Below are 18,875 nucleotides of genomic sequence, written 5' to 3'. Positions count from 1 at the left end.
GTCCGCCTCCTTTTGCTCAATTGTCTACCTAGACTATCCGGTCGCGGCCTCGGGCGCGGGACTGAGCCGGGTCCGTGGCATCATCGAGACCGTGAATTCCACCACCCCGCCCTCCCCTGACCCTGCGCGCCCCGATGCGGGCGCAGCGCGGCAGGAATCGGCCCGCCGCGTGCGGCCGTGGGTGTGGGCAGTTGCCCTCGGCGCCGCCGCCGTGGTCGGGGCAGGGGCCTCCCTTGTCGCAGCGCCTCCCCCACCGGCAACGCCGCCTACCGCGAGCGCGGCCGCGATGACACGGGCGCACGACGACGCCGCTCGCCTTGCTGCGATGGCTCGCCTCCTCGCCCGCTCCCCGACCGTGCCTGACGACGCCGCGCGGCGGGGCGCGCTGCACGCGGCTGACGTCCTAGACCTCCAGGCGGGCGTTCTCGCGGCCTCGCTCCCCTCACCGGGCCCCTCAACGAGCGCGTCCCAGGGCGCTGTCTCAGGCCCTTCCTCGGAGTCGTCGTCCGACGTCCAGGATTCCCCCGCCCTCGTGATCACCGGGCTCTCCGCGAGCGCGGCTGCACGCGCGTCGGACCTCCGCTCGGTCGACGGGCCGACGGCAGCCCTTCTCGCATCTGTCGCGGCCGGCCAGGCGCTCGAGGCCGCCCGCTACGCCCATGCGGCAGGGGCACCAATTCCCGCCCCCACGCTGACGGCTCCTGAACCCACCGCAACTCCGCCCTCGGCCGGTCAGAGCACCGGGTCTTCCACCCCCAGCACAGCATCCGCCGGCCCGGCCACCTCGTCGGGGGGCCCGAGCGCGTGCTCGGCGCCGGCATCGCAGCCGCAGCCGCAGTCAATGTCGCCGTCACAGCCGCGGTCGCCATCGCAGTCACCGTCGGCCACGAACTCTGCGCTTCCCGCGACGCAGTCACTGTCGCCGGCCCCGTCGGACGGCGCGGAAAACGGACAGTCGGCCTTCGTGGCGGTGGAGCAGGCGGAGCAGGCCGCCGTTTGGACGTACACAGTGCTGGCCGCCCGAACTGAGGCGGCCGCCCGCACGTCCAATCTGGCTGCGGCGGGCCTGCACCAGGCGCAGCTCCGCTCACTGGTCGTGCTGGCCGAGCGCGCGTGTGCGGCCCTGCCCGCGCCGGACGCCGGCTTCGGCCTTGCAGCCGACGCGGGCACCCCGGCCCAGCTCGCGGCCCTCGAGCAGTCGGTCGCCGCGGCGTGGTCCGGTCTCGTAGGTGCCAGCACCCCTGACTTCCGCACCACGGCGGCCGAGGGCCTGCTCGGGGCGGCGCGCCGCGCCGATGCGGTGGGGGCGCAGTCCACGCTCGAAGCATCGGCCTTCCCGGGACACGCCGCCGGCCGGGCTGAGGCCGAGGCGCTGGGCAGCGCCGCCACACGGACCGCTTCCGCCACGTCCGCGGCGCCGAGCCCCGGCCACTGACCGGCACTGACCGGTGCTGACGGGCGCTGATCTGGGCCTAAGGAAAGGCTTGCTTAGCTGGCATGGCGGCGCATCTGCGTGCCAGAGTGATGCCATGAGCAGCGATTCAGCCACGCAACTCCACCCCGAGCCCCAGGGCACCGATCTGGCGGCCAAGCTCAACTGGCTCCGGGCGGGCGTCCTCGGCGCTAACGACGGCATCGTGTCCGTCGCGGCCGTCGTCGTCGGCGTCGCGGGCGTGACCACGAACAACGGCCCGATCCTCGCCGCGGGCCTGGCCGCCGTCGTCGGCGGTGCCATCTCTATGGCGCTCGGCGAGTACGTCTCCGTCAGCAGCCAGAGCGACAGCCAGAAGGACCTCATCGCGAAGGAAACCCGCGAGCTCCGCGAGCAGCCGGCCGAGGAGTTCGAGGAGCTCGTGGGCCTGTACAAGCACAAGGGCCTCTCCGAGGAGACAGCGCGGACGGTGGCGAAGGAACTCACCGAGAACGACCCGCTCCGGGCGCACCTCGACATCGAGCTCGGCATCGACCCGGAAGAAATCGTGAGCCCGTGGCACGCTGCCTTCGCGTCGGCCGTCTCGTTCCTCATCGGCTCCATCTTGCCGATGCTCACGATCCTCCTCGCGCCGGCCAGCTTCAGGGTCCCGCTGACGTTCGTCATCGTGCTGATCGCGCTCGCCATCACCGGGTGGGTCGGCGCCTGGATCGGCGGCGGCTCCCGGGGCCGTGCCTCATTCCGGGTCGTCATCGGTGGAGCGATAGCCCTCGCCGCGACCTTCGGACTCGGCAGCCTGCTCGGGACTACAGGCATCGCGTGACCCCGGCGGGACTCGTCCCGTCAGTCACAGGCCCTCTGTTGCCTCCAGGGCAGCACGCACCGCGGCGACGCTCACCTCGATGTCGCGCGCGTCGGTGGACCAGTTGGCCACCGAGATCCGGAGCACCGTGCGATCGTGCCAGCGCGAGCCGGTCATCCACACGCGCCCGTCCGCGACGAGCCAGTCCGCGACCGCCTCTGTGCGCGCGTCTGAGCCGAATGCGAGGCACACCTGGCTGAACACGACGTCGTTGAGCACCTCGGCGCCGGGCAGCGCCCCGATGCGCCGGGCCAGTTCGCTGGCGTTGGCCACGAGCCCGGACACGAGATGGTCGACTCCGGTCCGGCCGAGGGACCTCAGAGCTGCCCAGACCGGCACACCGCGGGCACGCCGCGACAGCTCGGGCACCTTCTCGAACGGATCCCCGGGACCGTGGTCCCCGAGCGGGTCGTGGATGAGGTAGTCGCCGTGCATCCCGAGCGCCGTCCGGAGGGCCGGGACGTCGCGGCAGACAACGATCCCGCAGTCGTACGGGACGTTGAGGTTCTTATGCGCGTCGGTGCCCCACGAGTCGGCCTGCTCCGCTCCGGCCATGAGGTGCCGGGTGGCCGGCGATGCGGCGGCCCACAGCCCGAAGGCCCCGTCGACGTGGACCCATGCTCCGTGTTCGCGAGCCGCGGCGATGGACTCCGAGAAGGGGTCGAACGCACCGGAGTGCACGTTCCCCGCCTGGAGGCAGACGATCGCCGGTCCGTCACCCCTTGAACCGTGCGCAAGCGCGTCTCCGAGCGCGTCGGGCAGGATGCGCCCCTGGCTGTCGACGTCCACCGTGATCGGCGCGCCGAGTCCGAGCAGCCTCAGCCCCATGTCGACCGTGTCGTGCCGCTGCGCCCCGACGAAGACGCGGATCCGCGGAGCACCGGTCAGGCCGTCCGCGTTGACGTCCCACCCGGCCCGCTCGAGGACTCTCCACCGGGCAGCGGCGAGCCCGCTGAAGTTGGCCATGCTCGCCCCGGTCGTGAAGCCGACGTCCGCGCCCGCCGGGAGCCCGAGGAGGTCCAGCACCCACCGGCTGGCGGCCTCCTCGGCGGCGACGACGCCGGGCGTGGCGAAGCGCAGGCCCGCGTTCTGGTCCCACGCGCTCACGAGCCAGTCGGCGGCCATGGCCGCAGGGAGGGTGCCACCGATCACGAATCCGTAGAACCGACCAGAGGCCATGGCCGTGAGGCCCGGCTCGGCAGCTGACGCCAAGAGGTCCACGGTCGCCGCCGGGGCGAGGCCTGCCTCGGGCAGGGCGCCACCGAACGCCTCGGCGAGCGAATCCGCCGTCGTCCTCGGCGCGACATGGCGCTCGGGCACACTGGCCAGCCACTTCCGGGCGTGCGTGGCGGCGCGGGCGAGAGGTTCGTCGTAGTCTTCGGGGCGCAGCATGCGGGCAGGATAAGCCCGGCTCCCCCGTCCCGAAAGTCCTGCGCTAAGCGAAGTTCTCGTTCCAGACGTCGATCCCGAGCTTGACCGCTAGGGCCGCAACCACGGCGAGGAAGACCCACCGGATGAACGTGTTGCCCCGTGCTACCGCCATGCGTGCGCCGAGGTACCCACCGCACATATTCGCGGCGCCCAGAGCCAGGCCGAGGCCCCAGAGGAGCGTCCCTCCCGGCGCGAACACGGCGAAGAGCACGATCGCGCCGATGTTGGTGGCCATGTTGACGATCTTGGCCTTCGCGCTCGCCTCGAGGAATGCGTACCCCATCCCGGAGACAAGGGCGATGACAAGGAACGATCCCGTGCCCGGGCCAATGAGGCCGTCATAGAACCCGATCGCGAGCCCCAGCCCGCATGCGGCAGCGAGGTGCCTGCGGCCCTTGAGCCGCAGCTGCGTGTACTGGCCCATCTGCGGCCTGAAGGCGGTGAAGAGCGCAACCGCGATGATCGCGGCCAGGATGATCGGCTTGAACACCCGGCCCGGCAGCACTGTGGCCACTGCCGCCCCGCCGAATGCGCCGGCGAGCGCGACGAGCGCCATCGGGATGGCAGTGCGCAGGTCTGGCCGGATGCGGCGCGCGTAGGTGACCGCGCTCGTCGTCGTGCCGAAGACCGAGCCCATCTTGTTCGTCGCGAGGGCCTGGACGGGCGCGATGCCGGGCACCGCGAGGAGCGCGGGCAGCTGGATGAGTCCGCCGCCGCCCACGACGGCGTCGACCCACCCGGCCGCAAAGCCCGCGACGAGAATCAGCGCAAGGGTGAGCGGATCGAGTGCCTCGAAGCCGCTGAGCACGCCGACGCGCTAGTCGACGTCGGCCGCGGCCGTCTCGCGCACCACAGCACTGGCTGCTTCAGCGGGGCTTCCGCTGGCCTTGCCGCTGGCCTGTGCGACGATGCGGTCCACGACCTCGGCGACGGGGACGTCCTCCGCGGTGCCGGAGCGCCGGTCCTTGACCTCGAGGGTGCCAGTGGCGAATCCCTTGCCGACGGCGACGATGGTCGGCACGCCGATGAGCTCGGCGTCGCCGAACTTGACTCCCGGAGAGACCTTCGGCCGGTCGTCGAGCATGACGGTGAGACCGCGGGCCTCGAATTCGGCCGTGATGCGTTCGGCCTCGGCGAAGATCTCCTCGCCCCGGCCGACGGCCACGACGTGCACGTCCGCCGGGGCCACGGCGCGCGGCCAGATGAGGCCGCGGTCGTCGTGGTTGGACTCGGCAAGGGCCGCGACGGCGCGGGTCACGCCGATGCCGTACGAGCCCATCGTGACCGTGACCTGCTTGCCATTCTCGTTGAGGACCTTGAGCTCGAGGGCCTCGGCGTACTTGCGGCCGAGCTGGAAGATGTGTCCCATCTCGATGCCTCGCGCCGTCTCGAGCGGGCCGGAGCCGTCCGGGGCCGGGTCGCCGGCTCGGACCTCGGTGCACTCGATGACGCCGTCCCAGCCGAAGTCGCGGCCGGCCACGAGACCGTAGACGTGCTTGCCCTGCTCGTTCGCGCCGGTGATCCAGCGGGTGCCGGAGACCACGCGAGGGTCCACGAGGTAGAGGATCTTGGTCTTGCCCTCGAGGCCGAGGAGAGCCTCATCGCGGTCGAGGCCGGGGCCGAGGTAGCCCTTGACGATGAGCGGCTGCTTCTTGAGCTGCTCATCGTTCGCGGCCTCGATTCCGATCTCGCCCGCCACGGGGAGGAACGCCCCGATGTTGGCCTCGACACGCTTGAGGTCCACGGCTCGGTCGCCCGGGAGGCCGATGACCACGAGCTGGGACTCGCCGGTGGGCAGCGTGACCGCGAGGACCACGTTCTTGAGCGTGTCCGCGCCGGTCCACTCGCGCTCGGGGTTGGGGAAGATGGTCTGCGAGGCAGCGACGAGCGAGTCGATGGTCGGGGTGTCCGGTGTGTCGAGCACCTGCGCCGCGGGGGCACCGGCGAAGTCGATCTCGTCGGGGACGACCGTCGAGACGGCTTCGACGTTGGCCGAGTAGCCGCCGGGCGAGCGGACGAACGTGTCCTCGCCGATCTCGGTCGGGTGGAGGAACTCCTCGCTCTTGGACCCGCCCATCGCGCCAGCGGTCGCCTTCACGGCCACGACCTCGAGGCCGAGGCGCGCGAAGATCTTCACGTATGCCTCGCGGTGCTTCGCATAGCTGGCGTCCAGGCCTGCGTCGTCGACGTCGAACGAGTACGAGTCCTTCATGATGAACTCGCGGCCGCGGAGGAGGCCGGCCCGGGGGCGGGCCTCATCGCGGTACTTGTTCTGGATCTGGTACAGCGAGAGCGGAAGGTCCTTGTAGGAGGAGTACAGGTCCTTCACGAGGAGCGTGAACATCTCCTCGTGCGTCGGGGCAAGGAGGTAGTCTGCCTCCTTGCGGTCCTTGAGGCGGAAGATGCCTTCGCCGTACTCCGTCCAGCGATTCGTGGCCTCGTAGGGCTCCTTCGGCAGCAGGGCCGGGAAGTGGACCTCCTGCGCGCCGATCCCGGCCATCTCCTCGCGGATGATCTGCTCGACCTTCCGCAGGACCGCGAGGCCGAGCGGCAGCCACGTGTAGATGCCAGGTGCGGCGCGCCGGATGTAGCCGGCGCGGACGAGGAGCCTGTGGCTCGCGACCTCTGCATCGGCGGGATCCTCGCGGAGGGTACGCAGGAACAGGGTGGAGAGTCGCAGGACCACGGGCATCCGTTTCTCGAAGCTGAGCCGATCAGGCTCCAGGGCAGGGAAAGTCAGCTACCAATGTATCCCAGCACTGCAACTCCCCGATCGCTGGAGTGACGGCGCACACGCCGTGCGCACAGGACACTCACCTCGCGGCAGCAACGGCGAAGACGCCGTGCGCGCCGCGTTCGGCGTCCACCATGTAGTGGCTCACGAACGGGTAGTTGCCCGCCTCGGGGAACGTCAGGTCGACGAAGCCGCCCTGCGCCGGGGCGAGGTCCATGGCCTGGGACGCCCCGGACTGTACTCCGCCGGCCCCAGGGGCGAGGCGGTAGGCGCCCTCGGACCACACGGCGCCGAACTGCGCGCCGACCACGTGGAACGACGTCGCCCGGTCGGGGCCCGCATCGAGCACCCACACCCTCACCCGTTCGCCCGCGCGCACGGCGAGCGGCGCGGCGTCGTACTGGTTCGGGTAGCCGTTGAACACGACTGCGTCCGGGGTGCCCGCAGTGATCTTCGCCGAGACCGCGTCAGGGCCGGCGATCCCGGGGACCCCGCTGGCTGCTGCGCCGCGGTACTGCTCGCTCTGGACGAGCACGAACTCATGGTCGACCGGCGGCGCGTCTGGCGGATCGATCACGACGGCGCCGAACATCCCGTTCGCAATATGCAGGGACATGGGCATCGTGGAGCAGTGGTACATCCAGATCCCCGGCTGAGCGGCCGTGAAGGTGTAGGTGAGCTGCTGGCCCGGGTCGATGGTCCGCATGGGCCCGTCCGGGGCGATGGTCCCGGCGTGGAAGTCGATCGAATGCCCAGTGGAGGCGTCGATGACGAGCGTGACCTCGAAGGTGTCCCCCACGCGCCCGTGCAGTACGGGGCCCGGCGCGGTGCCGTTGTAGGTCCAAAGGGTCTGGGTGACACCGGGCGCCACCTCGGCGACCGTGTCCCGCACAGTGAGCGTCACCTTATGGGTGGTGCCGGCGGGCACGGCCGGGAGGTCTGCGGGGTACGGGGTGTGCGGGGCCGTCGAGGCGTTGGCCGGGGCGCCGGGCGACGCAGTAGCCGCGTGCTGCATGCCCGGCATGTCCATCGCCTGAGGAGTGCTGGGGGCGGCGCCTCCCTGGGCGCCGGTGACGTTGACGCGGAACACCATGCCCATCTGCTTGTGCCCCACCACCGAGCACCAGCCGTCCACGGACGCGCCCATCACGCCGGCGTCGAGCCTGCCGTTCTGGCCGGGGTACACGCGGGAGGAGTCCTGGCCTGTCGCGAGCACGAGATCGTGCGGGGTCTGGTCCTTGTTGGTCAGGTTGATGACGAGCCTGTCCCCGATCGGCACGCTCACGCTGTCCGGCACGAAGCGCATCCCGGACATCACCACGTCCACGGTGGTGGTGTGCCCGGTAGGCACGACGCCGCCGCCTCCTTTCGCTCCGACCGCACCCGCCGCGGCCGCGGGCGAGCCACCGGCCGCGGCCGGAATCACGGACGGATCCGCCGCAACGCCGGCCACGACTGCCGCGAGGAGCACGGCCAGCCCCACCGCGCCCGACCCGAGCCTGCTGCGCACCGAAGCGCCCACGGCGATGGGCCCCGAGCCAGCGGCGTGGCGCTCCTGGTCCTCCGCACGGGGCCGGGACAGGAACGCCCTGAGGGCAAGCCACACGAACGCGCTGAGGGCGAGGAGCCCGGCCACGGCCGCGGCGACCCGCACGGCGCTGGGCACGGGGAGCAGGTAGAGCGCGAGCGCGCCGTTGGCGAGGACCACGCGGAGCCACGCGCCAGCGTCAAGCATCTCCGTGCGCCGCCGCACCACGGACGGGCCACCCCCGAAGACCACCGGCAGCAGGTACGAGAGCGCGCCGAGGAGCACCTGGGCCGCGAAGCCGGCGGCGAGCGCGGGGGTGAGGTCGCCCAGGGCGATGTGGAGGGCGTCCCAGTCGGGAACCGCGGCGGTGATCCACAGAAGTCGTGCGAGCGCTCCGATGAGCCAGAGGAGCGACGCGACCGCGGAGAGCGGTGCGAAGGCTACGGGGGGCTTGCTGCGGACGGCGCGGGCGAGGGGGACCGCGGAGACCAGGACACCGATCAAGTACGCCAGGAGTCCGGCCGCCACGACGAGGCGCTGCCCCGCGAGCGCGCCGGCCGCTGCGCCGAGGACGCCGGCCAACAGGAACCACAGCGCGCGGCGCGCCGTGGGCTCGGCGGCATCGTCGGCGCGAGTGCGCAGCATGGTGGGCAGGAGGGTCACGAGGGTTCCCAGCACGCTCAGTCCCACCCAGCCGAGCACGTTGACCGACTCGTGGGCGAGAAGGAGGCGCGCGTGGAGCTCGCCGTCGTCCGCGCAGGGGAGGGCGAGCACGGCTCCGGCCGCCGCTCCGAACGGAAGGAGGGCGCATGCCGCGAGGTAATACCGCAGCGTCGACGCGAACCTCGAGGGCAGTGCACGGCGGACCCGCACGAGCAGGGCGACACCATGCCATCCCGCGGCCAGCCCCACCGCTGCGGCACCGGTGACCGAGGCCGGCCAGAACCCGGACACGACGCCGACCATCGCCGCGGCGCCTGCATTCAGGAGCACTATCCGGACCGCGACAGCGCGGCGTGACGGCACAGGCAGGCGCAGGAGCGCCTCGGCGAAGTGCCACGAGTAGACGAGGATCGCGTTGGTCGCGGCACCGAGGAAGGCGAGGTGGGTCAGGAGCCATCCGGACGCCGGGATGCCGCGGTGGATGCCCGCAAGCACGGCGATGGCCAGCAGCCACGCGAGCGTCGGGGCGTTCGCCCACCGGTGCCACGATGCCCGGCCCGTGCCGGGACGCCCGGCCCGACCCGATCCGCTGGCGGGCTTCGACCCCTTGGGGGGAAGGGACGGCATCATGCTGCGCCCTCCCGACGTGTTCGACCCGTCGCGGGCTCCCCAGCTCGGCTCCTGGGTACGGGGCCCTGGGTGACGCGCCCGGCGGGCGCTCGCCGCCCGGTGGCCGCCGCATAGGCCGCGAGGGCCACGAAGGCGAGCACGGCCGCGACATTGCCCATGCCGCCCCACTGCCACGCCACGATGTCCCCCCGCGCGTCACCGACCGCGAGGCGCAGCACGAGGGTAGCGTGCAGGAGCGCGGCCGGGACCCACATCGCGGAGAGGTAGGGCAGGGGCCGGCGCAGGACGGCGGGCAGGATCACGGGCGCGTGGGCCATGATCATGGACATGACGAAGCCCAGGAACATCGCGTGGAGGAACGCGTCGTAGGCGGCCCCCGAGGGGGCGCCGGGCGTCAAGAGGCATACCCCCGCGGCCACGCCGAGCCACGCGTAGCCGGCCAGCAGGCACGCGGCTACGAAGCGCGGCAGGCCCGGCGAGCGGATGGTGGCCCGCGCGACGTCGTACGTGACGAGCCACGCGGCGAGGCCGAGCAGTCCCAGCCCGAAGAGCGGATACCCCACGGTGGGCCAGAGCAGGGTCACGGGGCCCAACGCCACGATCGCGGCGCACGCGGTGACGAGCAGCGGCTCCGCCCAGCCTCCGCGGATCCTCAGCCGGGCGAGCTCGAGCCGCTCCCCGGCGATCGTGGCCAGGAGGAACGCAGCGAACCACGGCACGACGGCGGCCACACTCACCCCGGTCGCCAACAGGCCGGCGCCGCCGGCCGCCGCGACGGCGCCGAGCGCCTGGACGAGCACCGCGGGGTCGCGCTGGCGGCGCCACAGCGGCACGTAGACCACGGCGAACATGACCGCCCCGGCAAGCACGACGGCGCGCGGCACCCACGCGGTCCCGGCACCGAGCACGGGAACCAGCTGGGCGACGGACCCGATACCCAGGAGCGCCGGAGCGGAGTACCCCCACACACGGCGCAGCGCGACGGCCCGCTCAAGGGCGATGAGTGTGCCCACGAATCCGAACACCATGAGGATCCCGTGCGAGGGCGGCAGCACCGGAGCCGTGTCACCGCCAACGGGCGCGGCGACGCCGAGCAGGACCAGCGCCGCGTCGAGGCCGGCCAGGAGGGATGCCCCGCCGAGCGCGAGGAGCAGCGCACGCGGCCAGATGGTCGTGGCGACCTTGGGCGCCGGGTTGGGGCTCATGGACGGCCGATCGTGAGCAGGCACGCTCCGGGTTCGGCGAACGGCTCGAGGCGCGAGCCGAGATCGTCGTGGCCCAGAAGCCGCAGGGACTCCTCGACGAGCCCGGCATGGACCGAACACACGACGCAAGGCTGGTCCCTCGCCGCGGATAGGAGCGGACACCGCACGAGGCGCACGGTCGCTGCCGCCCCGGCCGCGACGTCGGTGTCGGACCCAGACGCGGTGTCGGCCGGAAGGCCGGTATCGGCCTCGCCGCCGGTGCTGGCCTCGCCGCCGGAGCCGCCCGGAGCACCAGCGTCGGCCCGGCGGGTCCGCGACGACACCGCTTCGATGCCGAAGCCGAGCTCAACGAGTTCGGCGAGCACGCGGCGTCGTGCGTCGGAGGCGGTGACGGGCACCGGGGCCGGGCCGAGGGCCTGGCGGGCCCAGCCGCGGCCCGCCTCCGCCCCGGCAGCACGCGGATCCGGCGCGAGGCGCGCGAGCTCCGCGGCGAGCGCTCCCGCGAGCTCCGCGTACCCCAGAGATCCGCCGGCCTGCTCGACGGCGCGGTAGCGCTTCGAGGGGCGCCCTCGCCGCGCCGGACGGACCTCCCCCAGCAGGGGTCCGTCCGCGAGTTCGGCGAGGCCCACGCCCACGAGGGCCTCGAGGTGCTCCCTCACGGTGTTGGGGTGCTGTCCCATCTCGCGGGCGAGCGCCTCGACCGTGCTCGGCCCTTCCTTTCCCCGCAGGCGGTCCAGAATCGCGGCGCGCGCACCCGAGAGCGGGGTCGCGGGACCGGGCGACGTGGGCTGAGGGCCGAGCGGACTATTTATCACGGAATTTATTGTAGTAAAGTCTGACCCACAAAACCCACCGGAAGGACATGGCATGGAATACACCGAGGCGAACCCGCTGACCCTGACCCAGAAGTCCTCGTGCGCGTGCGGGGAGCATGACGCCGAGGGCTTCCCCGAACTCGACGTGCGCGTCATCCCGCATGCCATCCGCCACGCGACGATCTTCGGCGCACTGGACTCGCTCCCGGTCGGCTCGGGGCTCGTCATCATTGCCAACCACGCACCACTGCCCCTGCTGGCGCAGGTCGAGCAGCGGTACCGCGAGGGCGCCTTCGGGGTCGCCTACCTTTCAGAGGGGCCCGAGGAGTGGAAGGTCCAGTTCCGCAGGGAGGCCTGACCCGCCCGGGGCATTGACCGGCCGGCACCCCGGCCGTACGCTCAATTCATCACGTGATGAATTGAGCGTTTCCCTTCTCTCGGGAGTCAGCCATGGACCACACCCCAGCCCACGCCGCAACGACGCCGCCCGCCATCGAAGCAGACTCGCTGTCCGTCCGCATCCATCGCAAGCCGATACTCCACGACCTCGGGTTCGCTGTCCCCCAAGGGCGCGTCACGGGGCTCCTCGGCCCGTCCGGGAGCGGCAAGAGCACGCTCATGCGGAGCATCGTGGGCGTCCAGCGGCTGTGGAAGGGGTCCCTCACCGTTCTGGGGCGCCCCGCGGGCGCGGCGAGCCTGCGCCACGCGATCGGGTACATGACCCAGGAGGCGAGCATCTACCGGGACCTGAGCGTCCTCGACAACGTGCGGTACTTCGGGGCGCTCCACGGCAGGTCGGCGGCGGACGCGCGCGAGGCGGTCGCCGCCGTCGGCCTTGCGGACCTTGCCCGGCGAAAGGCCTCAGACCTGTCCGGCGGCCAGTTCAGCCGCGTCTCGCTCGCGTGCGCGCTCGTCGGCGACCCTGAGCTCCTCGTCCTCGACGAGCCGACAGTGGGCCTCGACCCGGTGCTGCGCGTCGACCTCTGGGAACGCTTCCGCGCGCTCGCCGACGGGGGTGCAACCCTCCTCGTCTCGAGCCATGTCATGGAGGAGGCCACCCGCTGCGACTCGCTCCTGCTCCTGCGGGAGGGCCGCATGCTGGCCCAGCTCACGCCGGACGGCCTCCGTGAGCGCGGCGGGAGCAGCGATCTCGAGCAGGCGTTCCTCGGGATCATCCGCGCCGACCTCGAGCGCCAGGCGGCCGGCCTGCCGGTCCCGACCAAGGAGCATGCAGCATGAACCCTCGGATGCTGTTGGCCACGGCGGCCCGTGTCCTGTCCCAGCTGCGCCATGATCGGCGCAGTCTCGCGCTCATCGTCGTGGTGCCCTCGGCGCTGCTCGCTGTGGTCTACTGGCTCTACGAGAACGAGACGCTGCCGCCCGGTGCGCCCCGCACGTTCGACCGGGTCGGCCTCATCATGCTGGCGATCTTCCCGTTCATCGTCATGTTCCTCATCACGTCGATCACGATGCTCCGCGAACGAACCACCGGGACCCTCGAGCGTCTCATGACGACGCCGATCCACACCGCCGATCTCCTGTTCGGCTACGGCATCGCGTTCTCGATCATGGCCGCACTCCAGTCGGCCATCGCCACCGGCGTCGCGTACTGGGTGTTCAACCTCGACATCAAGGGCAACGGCGGCTACGTGGTGCTCGTCGCCGTCGTGAACGCCGTCCTCGGAGTGGCGCTCGGGCTCTCCTGCAGCGCCTTCGCGCGCACCGAATTCCAAGCCGTGCAGTTCATGCCCGTCGTCGTCATCCCGCAGATCCTGCTGTGCGGGCTCTTCGTGGCCCGCGACCACATGAATGACGTGTTCCACACGATCTCGGACTGGATGCCGCTGACCTACTCGGTCGACGCGCTGCAGGAGATCGCCAAGAACGCCGATCCCTCGGCGACCATGTGGCGGGACTTCGGCGTCATGGCCGCGATCGTCGTCGGGCTGCTCATACTCGCTTCCTTCACCCTGCCGCGGAAGAGCTCGTGAATCCGCTGCGGCGGGGCCGGCCGGACGACGGCGGCGATCGCCGCGCGCGGATCGTCGCCGCCGCGACGCACCTCTTCGCCGAACACGGATTCGACGCCGTGAGCCTGCGCCAGGTGGCCCGCGAGGCCAAGGTGGACCCGGCGCTCGTGCATCACTACTTCGACGGGAAGGACGGGCTGTTCGCGGCCGCAGTCTCGCTTCCCGCCGATCCGGGCGACCTCCTCGCCGGCATCGATTCCTCGACTGCCGATGGCCGCGGCCGGGTCGTTGCCCACGCCGTCATGTCCCTGTGGGAGGGACCCCAGAAGCACGTGCTCGCCGCGTTCTTCCGCACGACGATCGGCTCGACGGCCAGGACGCGGCTGCTGCGCGAGGTGGTGCGCCGGCAGATCATCGGCAAGGTCGCCGCGGGCCTGCCCTATGACGACGCCGAGCGAGAGCTCCGTGCGTCCCTCGCAGCGACTCAGGTGGTGGGCTTCCTCGTGGCCAGGTATCTCGTGGAGCTCGAGCCCATCGCAGCTTTGCGCCAAGCCGATGCTGAGGCCTTCCTCGCGCCCGCCGTGCAGCGCATCCTCACGGGTCCGCTCCCGTTCGGCGGCGCGCCGGGGGTGTAGGGGCCCTCAGAAGAGGACGGTGGCGAAGGTCCCCACCTGCTCGAAGCCCACCCGCCGGTAGCTCGCCCGGGCCTTGTGGTTGTAGTCGTTCACATACAGGCTCACGATCGGGGCGAACCGCTGTGCCTGTTCGACGATGGCCGCCATGCCGCCGTGGCTGAGCCCCTCGCCGCGGTGCGAGGGCCGCACCCAGACGCCCTGGATCTGCGATGCCGCCGGGGAGACTGCGCCGAGCTCGGCCTTGAACACGACCTCGCCCTGCGCGTCGAAGCTCGCGAACGAGTGGCCCTCGGCGATGAGCTGGCGGACGCGCCGATAGTAGTTGTCGCTGCCCCCCGCCACCGGGGAGTAGCCGACTTCCTCCTCGAACATCGACACGCACGCGGGCGCGACGGCGTCGAAGTCGTCGAGCGTGGTGACGCGCACCTGCGGGTCGGCGGGCACCGCTGGGGGTCCCTCCATCGCGAGGAGAGGCTGGTCGCGGCGGATGTCACGGGCTGCCGGGCCGGCGAGCTCGGCGAAGATCGCGAGCGCCGCGTCAGCCGGTCCGAAGATCGAGGCGAACCGGCGGCGCGAATGGCGGATCACGTCCGCATACGCGGGCGCATGGGCCACCGGGACCCCCACCGGGACGATGTTGGCACCGAGCCAGCACGCGCTCGCAAGCCGCCCGTCGCCGTCGAACGTTCCGATGATCTCGGCACCCGTCCCGGTCACCGCGGCCGTGCCGTGCGCGGCGAGGTGCGAGGCGACGAAGACGTTCGCCACGGGGTCCGCCGCCGCCAGCTCTGCGAGGGCGATCGTGTCGTCGTCCGTCAGCCGACGGACAGCGCGCCCCGCGGGGCGGCTACGAGACGGTGACCACGGGGCCGCCTTGGACAGTATCTTCTCCACCGGCCTCCCCCATCTCCTCAGCGATCTTCATCGCCTCTTCGATCAGAGTCTCCACGATCTCGCTCTCGGGGACGGTCTTGATGACCTCTCCCTTGACGAAGATCTGGCCCTTGCCGTTGCCGGATGCGACGCCGAGATCCGCCTCGCGCGCCTCGCCCGGGCCGTTCACCACGCAGCCCATGACGGCAACACGGAGCGGGAACGTCATGCCCTCGAGGCCGGCAGTGACCTCTTCGGCGAGCTTGTAGACGTCCACCTGGGCACGACCGCACGAGGGGCATGAGACGATCTCGAGCCTGCGCGGGCGCAGGTTGAGGGACTGCAGGATCTGGATGCCGACCTTGACCTCCTCGACGGGCGGGGCCGAGAGGGAGACACGGATGGTGTCGCCGATGCCCTTCGACAGGAGGGCGCCGAACGCCGTCGCGGACTTGATGGTGCCCTGGAACGCGGGACCGGCCTCGGTGACTCCGAGGTGGAGCGGCCAGTCGCCGCGCTCGGCAAGGAGCTCGTACGCGCGCACCATGACCACGGGGTCGTTGTGCTTGACCGAGATCTTGAAGTCGTGGAAGCCGTGCTCCTCGAAGAGGCTCGCCTCCCAGACCGCGCTCTCGACGAGGGCCTCCGGAGTCGCCTTGCCGTACTTCTTCATGAGGCGGGCATCGAGCGATCCGGCGTTGACGCCGATCCTGATCGACGTTCCGTGGTCCTTGGCCGCCTGGGCGATCTCCTTGACCTGGTCGTCGAACTTGCGGATATTGCCCGGGTTGACGCGGACGGCCGCGCAGCCGGCCTCGATGGCCGCGAACACGTACTTGGGCTGGAAGTGGATGTCCGCGATGACGGGGATCTGCGACTTCTTGGCGATGATCGGCAGGGCCTCGGCGTCGTCCGCCGAGGGGCACGCGACGCGCACGATGTCGCATCCGGCCGCGGTGAGCTCGGCGATCTGCTGGAGCGTCGCGTTGATGTCGGTCGTGGGTGTCGTCGTCATGGACTGGACGCTGACCGGGGAATCGGAGCCGACGCCGACCGAGCCCACCTTGATCTGCCGGGTCGCGCGGCGGGGCGCGAGGACGGGCGGCGGGGCGGCGGGGATTCCGAGGCTGACCGAGGTCACTGGAGGGCTCCTTACGGGTGCTGCGTGGGGGTTGGTTCAGACCGTCGCGGCGTCGGCGAGGCGGCCGATGATGGGATTCCACTCCGGCGCATTCGTCTCGGCGACGAGGGAAGCCTTCTGGAACGGGTCCTGGGCCAGGAGCGCGTCGAGGGCTGCCCGGTCCGCCGCCCGGAAGATGAGCAGGGCCCTGGCCCCGTCGCCGATGGGGCCGCTCGCGAGGAGATCGCCGGAGTCGGCTCGTTCACGGAGCCAGGCGCGGTGCGTGGGACGCACCTCGTCGAGTCGGCTGACCGCCTCGTCCGGAGCGGACACGTAGCGGTATTCAACGGCGAAGACAGTCATAGGATCAGCCTATCCCCCTCAGCCGAACAGCTTCACCGGCTTGACGATGTCCGCGTAGATGAGAAGCGCGCTCATGCCGATGAGCACGCTGGCCACGACATAGGTGAGCGGGAGGAGCTTGGCGATGTCGAAGGGTCCCGGGTCCGGACGCTTCCGCCACGCCGCCACGCGCCGTCGTGCGCCCTCGTAGAGCGCGCCCGCCACATGCCCGCCGTCGAGCGGGAGGAGCGGAATCAGGTTGAACACGGCGAGGGCGAGGTTGACGCCCGCGACGATGCCGAAGAGCGTCGCGAGGCGCGCGTTGAGCGGGATGTCCTCCATCGCGGCGACCTCGCCGGCCACGCGGCCCACGCCCACCACGCTGATCGGGCCGTTCGGGTCGCGCGGCTGGCTGCTGAAGGCTGCCTGGCCTACCGCGACCACGCGGGCCGGGAGATTCACGACGACGCCCGTCACCTGGGCGATGTTGTCGCCGACGGCAGGGAGCACGCTGGTCGCCGGCTGGGGCACGAGGGCCTGGCGCGAGCCGATGCCGAGGAAGCCCGCCTGCACGGTCTGGTAGGAGCCGTCCGGGTTCTTGACTGGCTGGCCTGCCGCATCGAGCACGGGCCTCGCGCTGAGTACCGGCGTGAGCTTGGTCTGGATCTCGGACGTGCCGCGCTTGAGGGTCACCGTGACCTCGCGGCCGGCCGAGTCGCGGATCCAGGCGGTGAGCTGGTCCCAGCCGGTGACCTGCTTGCCGTTGAACGCGACGACCGTGTCCCCGGGCTGGAATCCGGCCGCCGCGGCGGGGGTCTTCGTGCACGTGGACGTGTCTGTGGGCGCCTGCTCGTTGGAAGCGACCATGCACGCGGAGACGTTGGCGATCTGCGTGGTGGGCTGGGGTATCCCGAAGCCCATGAGCAGGATTGCGGTGAACACGATGCCGAGGACGATGTTCATGGCCGGACCGCCGAGCATGATGATGATCTTCTTCCACGCCGGCAGCTGGTAGAACAGCCGCCCGTGGTCCTCGGGCCGAACCTCCTCGTGTGCCTGGTCCCGCGCCGCCTCGGCGAGGCTCTGGAACATCCCGGTGCTCGAGCGGCGCACGGAGCCGTCGCGGATGTTCGGCGGGTACATGCCGACCATCGCCACGTAGCCGCCGAGCGGGAGTGCCTTGATTCCGTATTCCGTCTCACCGCGCTTGAATGAGAACACGGTGGGGCCGAAGCCGATCATGTAGCGCGTGACGCGCACGTTGAACAGCTTGGCGGGGATCAGGTGGCCCACCTCGTGCAGGGCGATGGACACGGCAATGCCCACGGCGACGAACAGCACGCCGAGGATGAACAGGACAGTGGGGTTCACGTAACGCTCCTAGGACTTCTGCGTACTCAAACGCTCGTTGGCCCGGGCTCGTGCCCACTCCTCGGCCGCCAGGACGGAATCCACAGAGAGTTCCGAGGAACCGCCATGCTCGGACAGGACGGCCTCGACGGTGTCGACGATGTCGAGGAATCCGATCCTGCCCGCGTGGAAGGCCCCGACGGCCTCCTCGTTGGCGGCGTTGAAGACGGCGGGGAACGTGGAGGCCTGCTTCGCGGCGTCCCGCGCGATCTCGACCGCCGGGAAGGCCCGCGTGTCGAGGGGCTCGAACGTCCACGCGGTGGCCTGGCTCCAGTCGCACGGCTGCGCCGCGCGCGGCACTCGGTCCGGCCAGCCCAGGCCGAGGGCGATGGGCAGCCGCATGTCCGGCGGGCTCGCCTGGGCGATCACGGCACCGTCGGTGAACTGGACCATCGAGTGGACCACGGACTGGGGGTGCACGACGACGTCGATCGCCTCGAGGGGGACGCCGAACAGGAGGTGGGCCTCGATGAGTTCGAGCCCCTTGTTCACGAGCGTCGCGGAGTTCGTGGTGACGACTTTGCCCATGTCCCACGTCGGGTGGTTGAGGGCCTCGGCCGGGGTGGCCCGCGCGAGCTCGTCGCGGCTGCGCCCGCGGAACGGACCGCCGGACGCGGTGAGGATGAGCCTCTCGACCTCGTCCGCGCGGCCCGCACGCAGGCACTGCGCGATCGCCGAGTGCTCCGAGTCGACGGGCACGATCTGCCCGGGCGCCGCCGCCCCCGTCACGAGCGCGCCGCCCACGATGAGGCTCTCCTTGTTCGCGAGCGCAAGCTTCGCCCCCGAGGCGAGTGCCGCGAGGGTGGGCGCGAGGCCGATGCTTCCCGTGATGCCGTTGAGCACGACGTCCGCTGGGCCGCTTCCGCCGTTCCAGGCGGCGATGCGCGTGGAGGCGTCGGGGCCGGCGAACAGCTCGGGCCTGTAGCCGACGGCTCCGCGGCGGTCCGCATGCTCCTCGATGGCCGTGCGGAGCTCGTCGAGGTTGCCGGCGGCGACGCCGACGGCTTCCGCCCGGGTGTGGACGGCCTGGCGGGCGAGCGCGTCGATGTTGCCGCCGCCGGCGCTCAGCGCCGTGACGCGGAACCGGTGGGGAGCGCCGTCGACGACGTTGAGTGCCTGGGTTCCGATGCTGCCGGTCGAGCCGAGGATGATGACTGAACGCTGTGTCTTGGAGCGTGGCTCGGCACCGGAAGTCTGCATGAGCCCAGTATCCCCCGGTGGCTGA

General features: G+C 71.3%; 17 protein-coding genes. 6 read left to right on the top strand and 11 right to left on the bottom strand.

From position 1 onward, the window contains the following. Window positions 1-91 precede the first annotated feature (91 nt). Window positions 92-1,435, top strand: coding sequence for a DUF4439 domain-containing protein (locus AB5L97_RS07315; RefSeq protein WP_369047037.1), 1,344 nt, complete (start codon window positions 92-94; stop codon window positions 1,433-1,435). 94 nt (window positions 1,436-1,529) lie between these two features. After that, entirely contained in the window at window positions 1,530-2,255 is a 726-nt protein-coding gene (locus tag AB5L97_RS07310; protein WP_369047036.1) for a VIT1/CCC1 transporter family protein, read from the top strand. A 24-nt stretch (window positions 2,256-2,279) separates the two neighbouring features. Here the strand turns inward: AB5L97_RS07310 and AB5L97_RS07305 are convergent, their stop codons facing one another. The 6 genes from AB5L97_RS07305 to AB5L97_RS07280 all read right to left on the bottom strand — a co-directional run bounded on the left by AB5L97_RS07305 (window position 2,280) and on the right by AB5L97_RS07280 (window position 11,300). Beyond that, window positions 2,280-3,686 carry a pyridoxal phosphate-dependent decarboxylase family protein gene (locus AB5L97_RS07305; protein WP_369047035.1) on the bottom strand — a complete coding sequence of 469 codons (1,407 nt, stop codon included), beginning with the start codon at window positions 3,684-3,686 and terminating at the stop codon, window positions 2,280-2,282. 43 nt (window positions 3,687-3,729) lie between these two features. Beyond that, complete coding sequence (locus tag AB5L97_RS07300; RefSeq protein WP_369047034.1) at window positions 3,730-4,533, bottom strand: sulfite exporter TauE/SafE family protein; 804 nt, start codon at window positions 4,531-4,533, stop codon at window positions 3,730-3,732. Window positions 4,534-4,542: 9 nt separating this feature from the next. Continuing rightward, window positions 4,543-6,411, bottom strand: a complete 1,869-nt coding sequence (locus AB5L97_RS07295; protein ID WP_369047033.1) for a proline--tRNA ligase — start codon at window positions 6,409-6,411, stop codon at window positions 4,543-4,545. A gap of 127 nt (window positions 6,412-6,538) precedes the next feature. Further along, the gene (locus AB5L97_RS07290; protein ID WP_369047032.1) at window positions 6,539-9,277 is read right to left on the bottom strand and encodes a multicopper oxidase domain-containing protein; all 2,739 of its coding nucleotides are present in this window, start codon (window positions 9,275-9,277) and stop codon (window positions 6,539-6,541) included. Further along, complete coding sequence (locus AB5L97_RS07285; RefSeq protein WP_369047031.1) at window positions 9,277-10,485, bottom strand: hypothetical protein; 1,209 nt, start codon at window positions 10,483-10,485, stop codon at window positions 9,277-9,279. The genes AB5L97_RS07290 and AB5L97_RS07285 overlap by 1 nt, the downstream gene beginning before the upstream one ends. Continuing rightward, on the bottom strand, window positions 10,482-11,300 hold the full coding sequence (locus AB5L97_RS07280) for a helix-turn-helix domain-containing protein (RefSeq protein ID WP_369047030.1): 819 nt from the start codon (window positions 11,298-11,300) through the stop codon (window positions 10,482-10,484). The genes AB5L97_RS07285 and AB5L97_RS07280 overlap by 4 nt, the downstream gene beginning before the upstream one ends. Window positions 11,301-11,352: 52 nt before the next feature. Here AB5L97_RS07280 and AB5L97_RS07275 point away from each other — a divergent pair, with 52 nt between their 5' ends. The 4 genes from AB5L97_RS07275 to AB5L97_RS07260 all read left to right on the top strand — a co-directional run bounded on the left by AB5L97_RS07275 (window position 11,353) and on the right by AB5L97_RS07260 (window position 13,905). Continuing rightward, window positions 11,353-11,658, top strand: a complete 306-nt coding sequence (locus AB5L97_RS07275) for a DUF2249 domain-containing protein (RefSeq protein WP_307957354.1) — start codon at window positions 11,353-11,355, stop codon at window positions 11,656-11,658. A gap of 92 nt (window positions 11,659-11,750) precedes the next feature. Next, the gene (locus AB5L97_RS07270) at window positions 11,751-12,539 is read left to right on the top strand and encodes an ABC transporter ATP-binding protein (RefSeq protein ID WP_307957353.1); all 789 of its coding nucleotides are present in this window, start codon (window positions 11,751-11,753) and stop codon (window positions 12,537-12,539) included. Then, the gene (locus tag AB5L97_RS07265) at window positions 12,536-13,291 is read left to right on the top strand and encodes an ABC transporter permease (protein ID WP_307957352.1); all 756 of its coding nucleotides are present in this window, start codon (window positions 12,536-12,538) and stop codon (window positions 13,289-13,291) included. The genes AB5L97_RS07270 and AB5L97_RS07265 overlap by 4 nt, the downstream gene beginning before the upstream one ends. Next, window positions 13,288-13,905 (top strand): TetR family transcriptional regulator, encoded by a 618-nt coding sequence (locus AB5L97_RS07260; RefSeq protein ID WP_369047029.1) that lies wholly within the window; start codon window positions 13,288-13,290, stop codon window positions 13,903-13,905. Before AB5L97_RS07265 ends, AB5L97_RS07260 begins: the two co-directional genes overlap by 4 nt. A 6-nt stretch (window positions 13,906-13,911) precedes the next feature. On the opposite strand, the gene AB5L97_RS07255 is transcribed toward AB5L97_RS07260, so the two are convergent. Genes AB5L97_RS07255 through dxr form a run of 5 tightly spaced genes read right to left on the bottom strand, consistent with a single transcriptional unit; the run spans window position 13,912 to window position 18,850 of the window. Continuing rightward, window positions 13,912-14,799 (bottom strand): GNAT family N-acetyltransferase, encoded by an 888-nt coding sequence (locus tag AB5L97_RS07255; protein ID WP_369047028.1) that lies wholly within the window; start codon window positions 14,797-14,799, stop codon window positions 13,912-13,914. Next, the gene (gene ispG, locus AB5L97_RS07250; RefSeq protein WP_369047027.1) at window positions 14,753-15,919 is read right to left on the bottom strand and encodes a flavodoxin-dependent (E)-4-hydroxy-3-methylbut-2-enyl-diphosphate synthase; all 1,167 of its coding nucleotides are present in this window, start codon (window positions 15,917-15,919) and stop codon (window positions 14,753-14,755) included. Before ispG ends, AB5L97_RS07255 begins: the two co-directional genes overlap by 47 nt. A gap of 36 nt (window positions 15,920-15,955) precedes the next feature. Next, window positions 15,956-16,261 carry a YciI family protein gene (locus AB5L97_RS07245; RefSeq protein WP_369047026.1) on the bottom strand — a complete coding sequence of 102 codons (306 nt, stop codon included), beginning with the start codon at window positions 16,259-16,261 and terminating at the stop codon, window positions 15,956-15,958. An 18-nt stretch (window positions 16,262-16,279) separates the two neighbouring features. Further along, on the bottom strand, window positions 16,280-17,611 hold the full coding sequence (locus tag AB5L97_RS07240) for a M50 family metallopeptidase (protein ID WP_369047025.1): 1,332 nt from the start codon (window positions 17,609-17,611) through the stop codon (window positions 16,280-16,282). Between the two features lie 9 nt (window positions 17,612-17,620). Continuing rightward, window positions 17,621-18,850 (bottom strand): 1-deoxy-D-xylulose-5-phosphate reductoisomerase, encoded by a 1,230-nt coding sequence (gene dxr, locus AB5L97_RS07235; protein ID WP_307957346.1) that lies wholly within the window; start codon window positions 18,848-18,850, stop codon window positions 17,621-17,623. Window positions 18,851-18,875 lie beyond the last annotated feature (25 nt).

The sequence above is a fragment of the Sinomonas sp. P10A9 genome, assembly GCF_041022165.1.
Classification (GTDB): domain Bacteria; phylum Actinomycetota; class Actinomycetes; order Actinomycetales; family Micrococcaceae; genus Sinomonas; species Sinomonas puerhi.
The sequence above is the reverse complement of the archived record's forward strand: the minus strand, read 5'-3'. Positions and strand labels throughout refer to the sequence as shown.

Bases quoted from the DNA above. Each gene is read 5' to 3' on its own strand.
- AB5L97_RS07310 (WP_369047036.1), top strand. From the start codon at position 1,530: ATGAGCAGCGATTCAGCCACGCAACTCCACCCCGAGCCCCAGGGCACC.
- AB5L97_RS07305 (WP_369047035.1), bottom strand. From the start codon at position 3,686: ATGCTGCGCCCCGAAGACTACGACGAACCTCTCGCCCGCGCCGCCACG.
- AB5L97_RS07290 (WP_369047032.1), bottom strand. From the start codon at position 9,277: ATGCCGTCCCTTCCCCCCAAGGGGTCGAAGCCCGCCAGCGGATCGGGT.
- AB5L97_RS07285 (WP_369047031.1), bottom strand. From the start codon at position 10,485: ATGAGCCCCAACCCGGCGCCCAAGGTCGCCACGACCATCTGGCCGCGT.
- AB5L97_RS07275 (WP_307957354.1), top strand. From the start codon at position 11,353: ATGGAATACACCGAGGCGAACCCGCTGACCCTGACCCAGAAGTCCTCG.
- AB5L97_RS07270 (WP_307957353.1), top strand. From the start codon at position 11,751: ATGGACCACACCCCAGCCCACGCCGCAACGACGCCGCCCGCCATCGAA.
- AB5L97_RS07265 (WP_307957352.1), top strand. From the start codon at position 12,536: ATGAACCCTCGGATGCTGTTGGCCACGGCGGCCCGTGTCCTGTCCCAG.
- AB5L97_RS07245 (WP_369047026.1), bottom strand. From the start codon at position 16,261: ATGACTGTCTTCGCCGTTGAATACCGCTACGTGTCCGCTCCGGACGAG.
- dxr (WP_307957346.1), bottom strand. From the start codon at position 18,850: ATGCAGACTTCCGGTGCCGAGCCACGCTCCAAGACACAGCGTTCAGTC.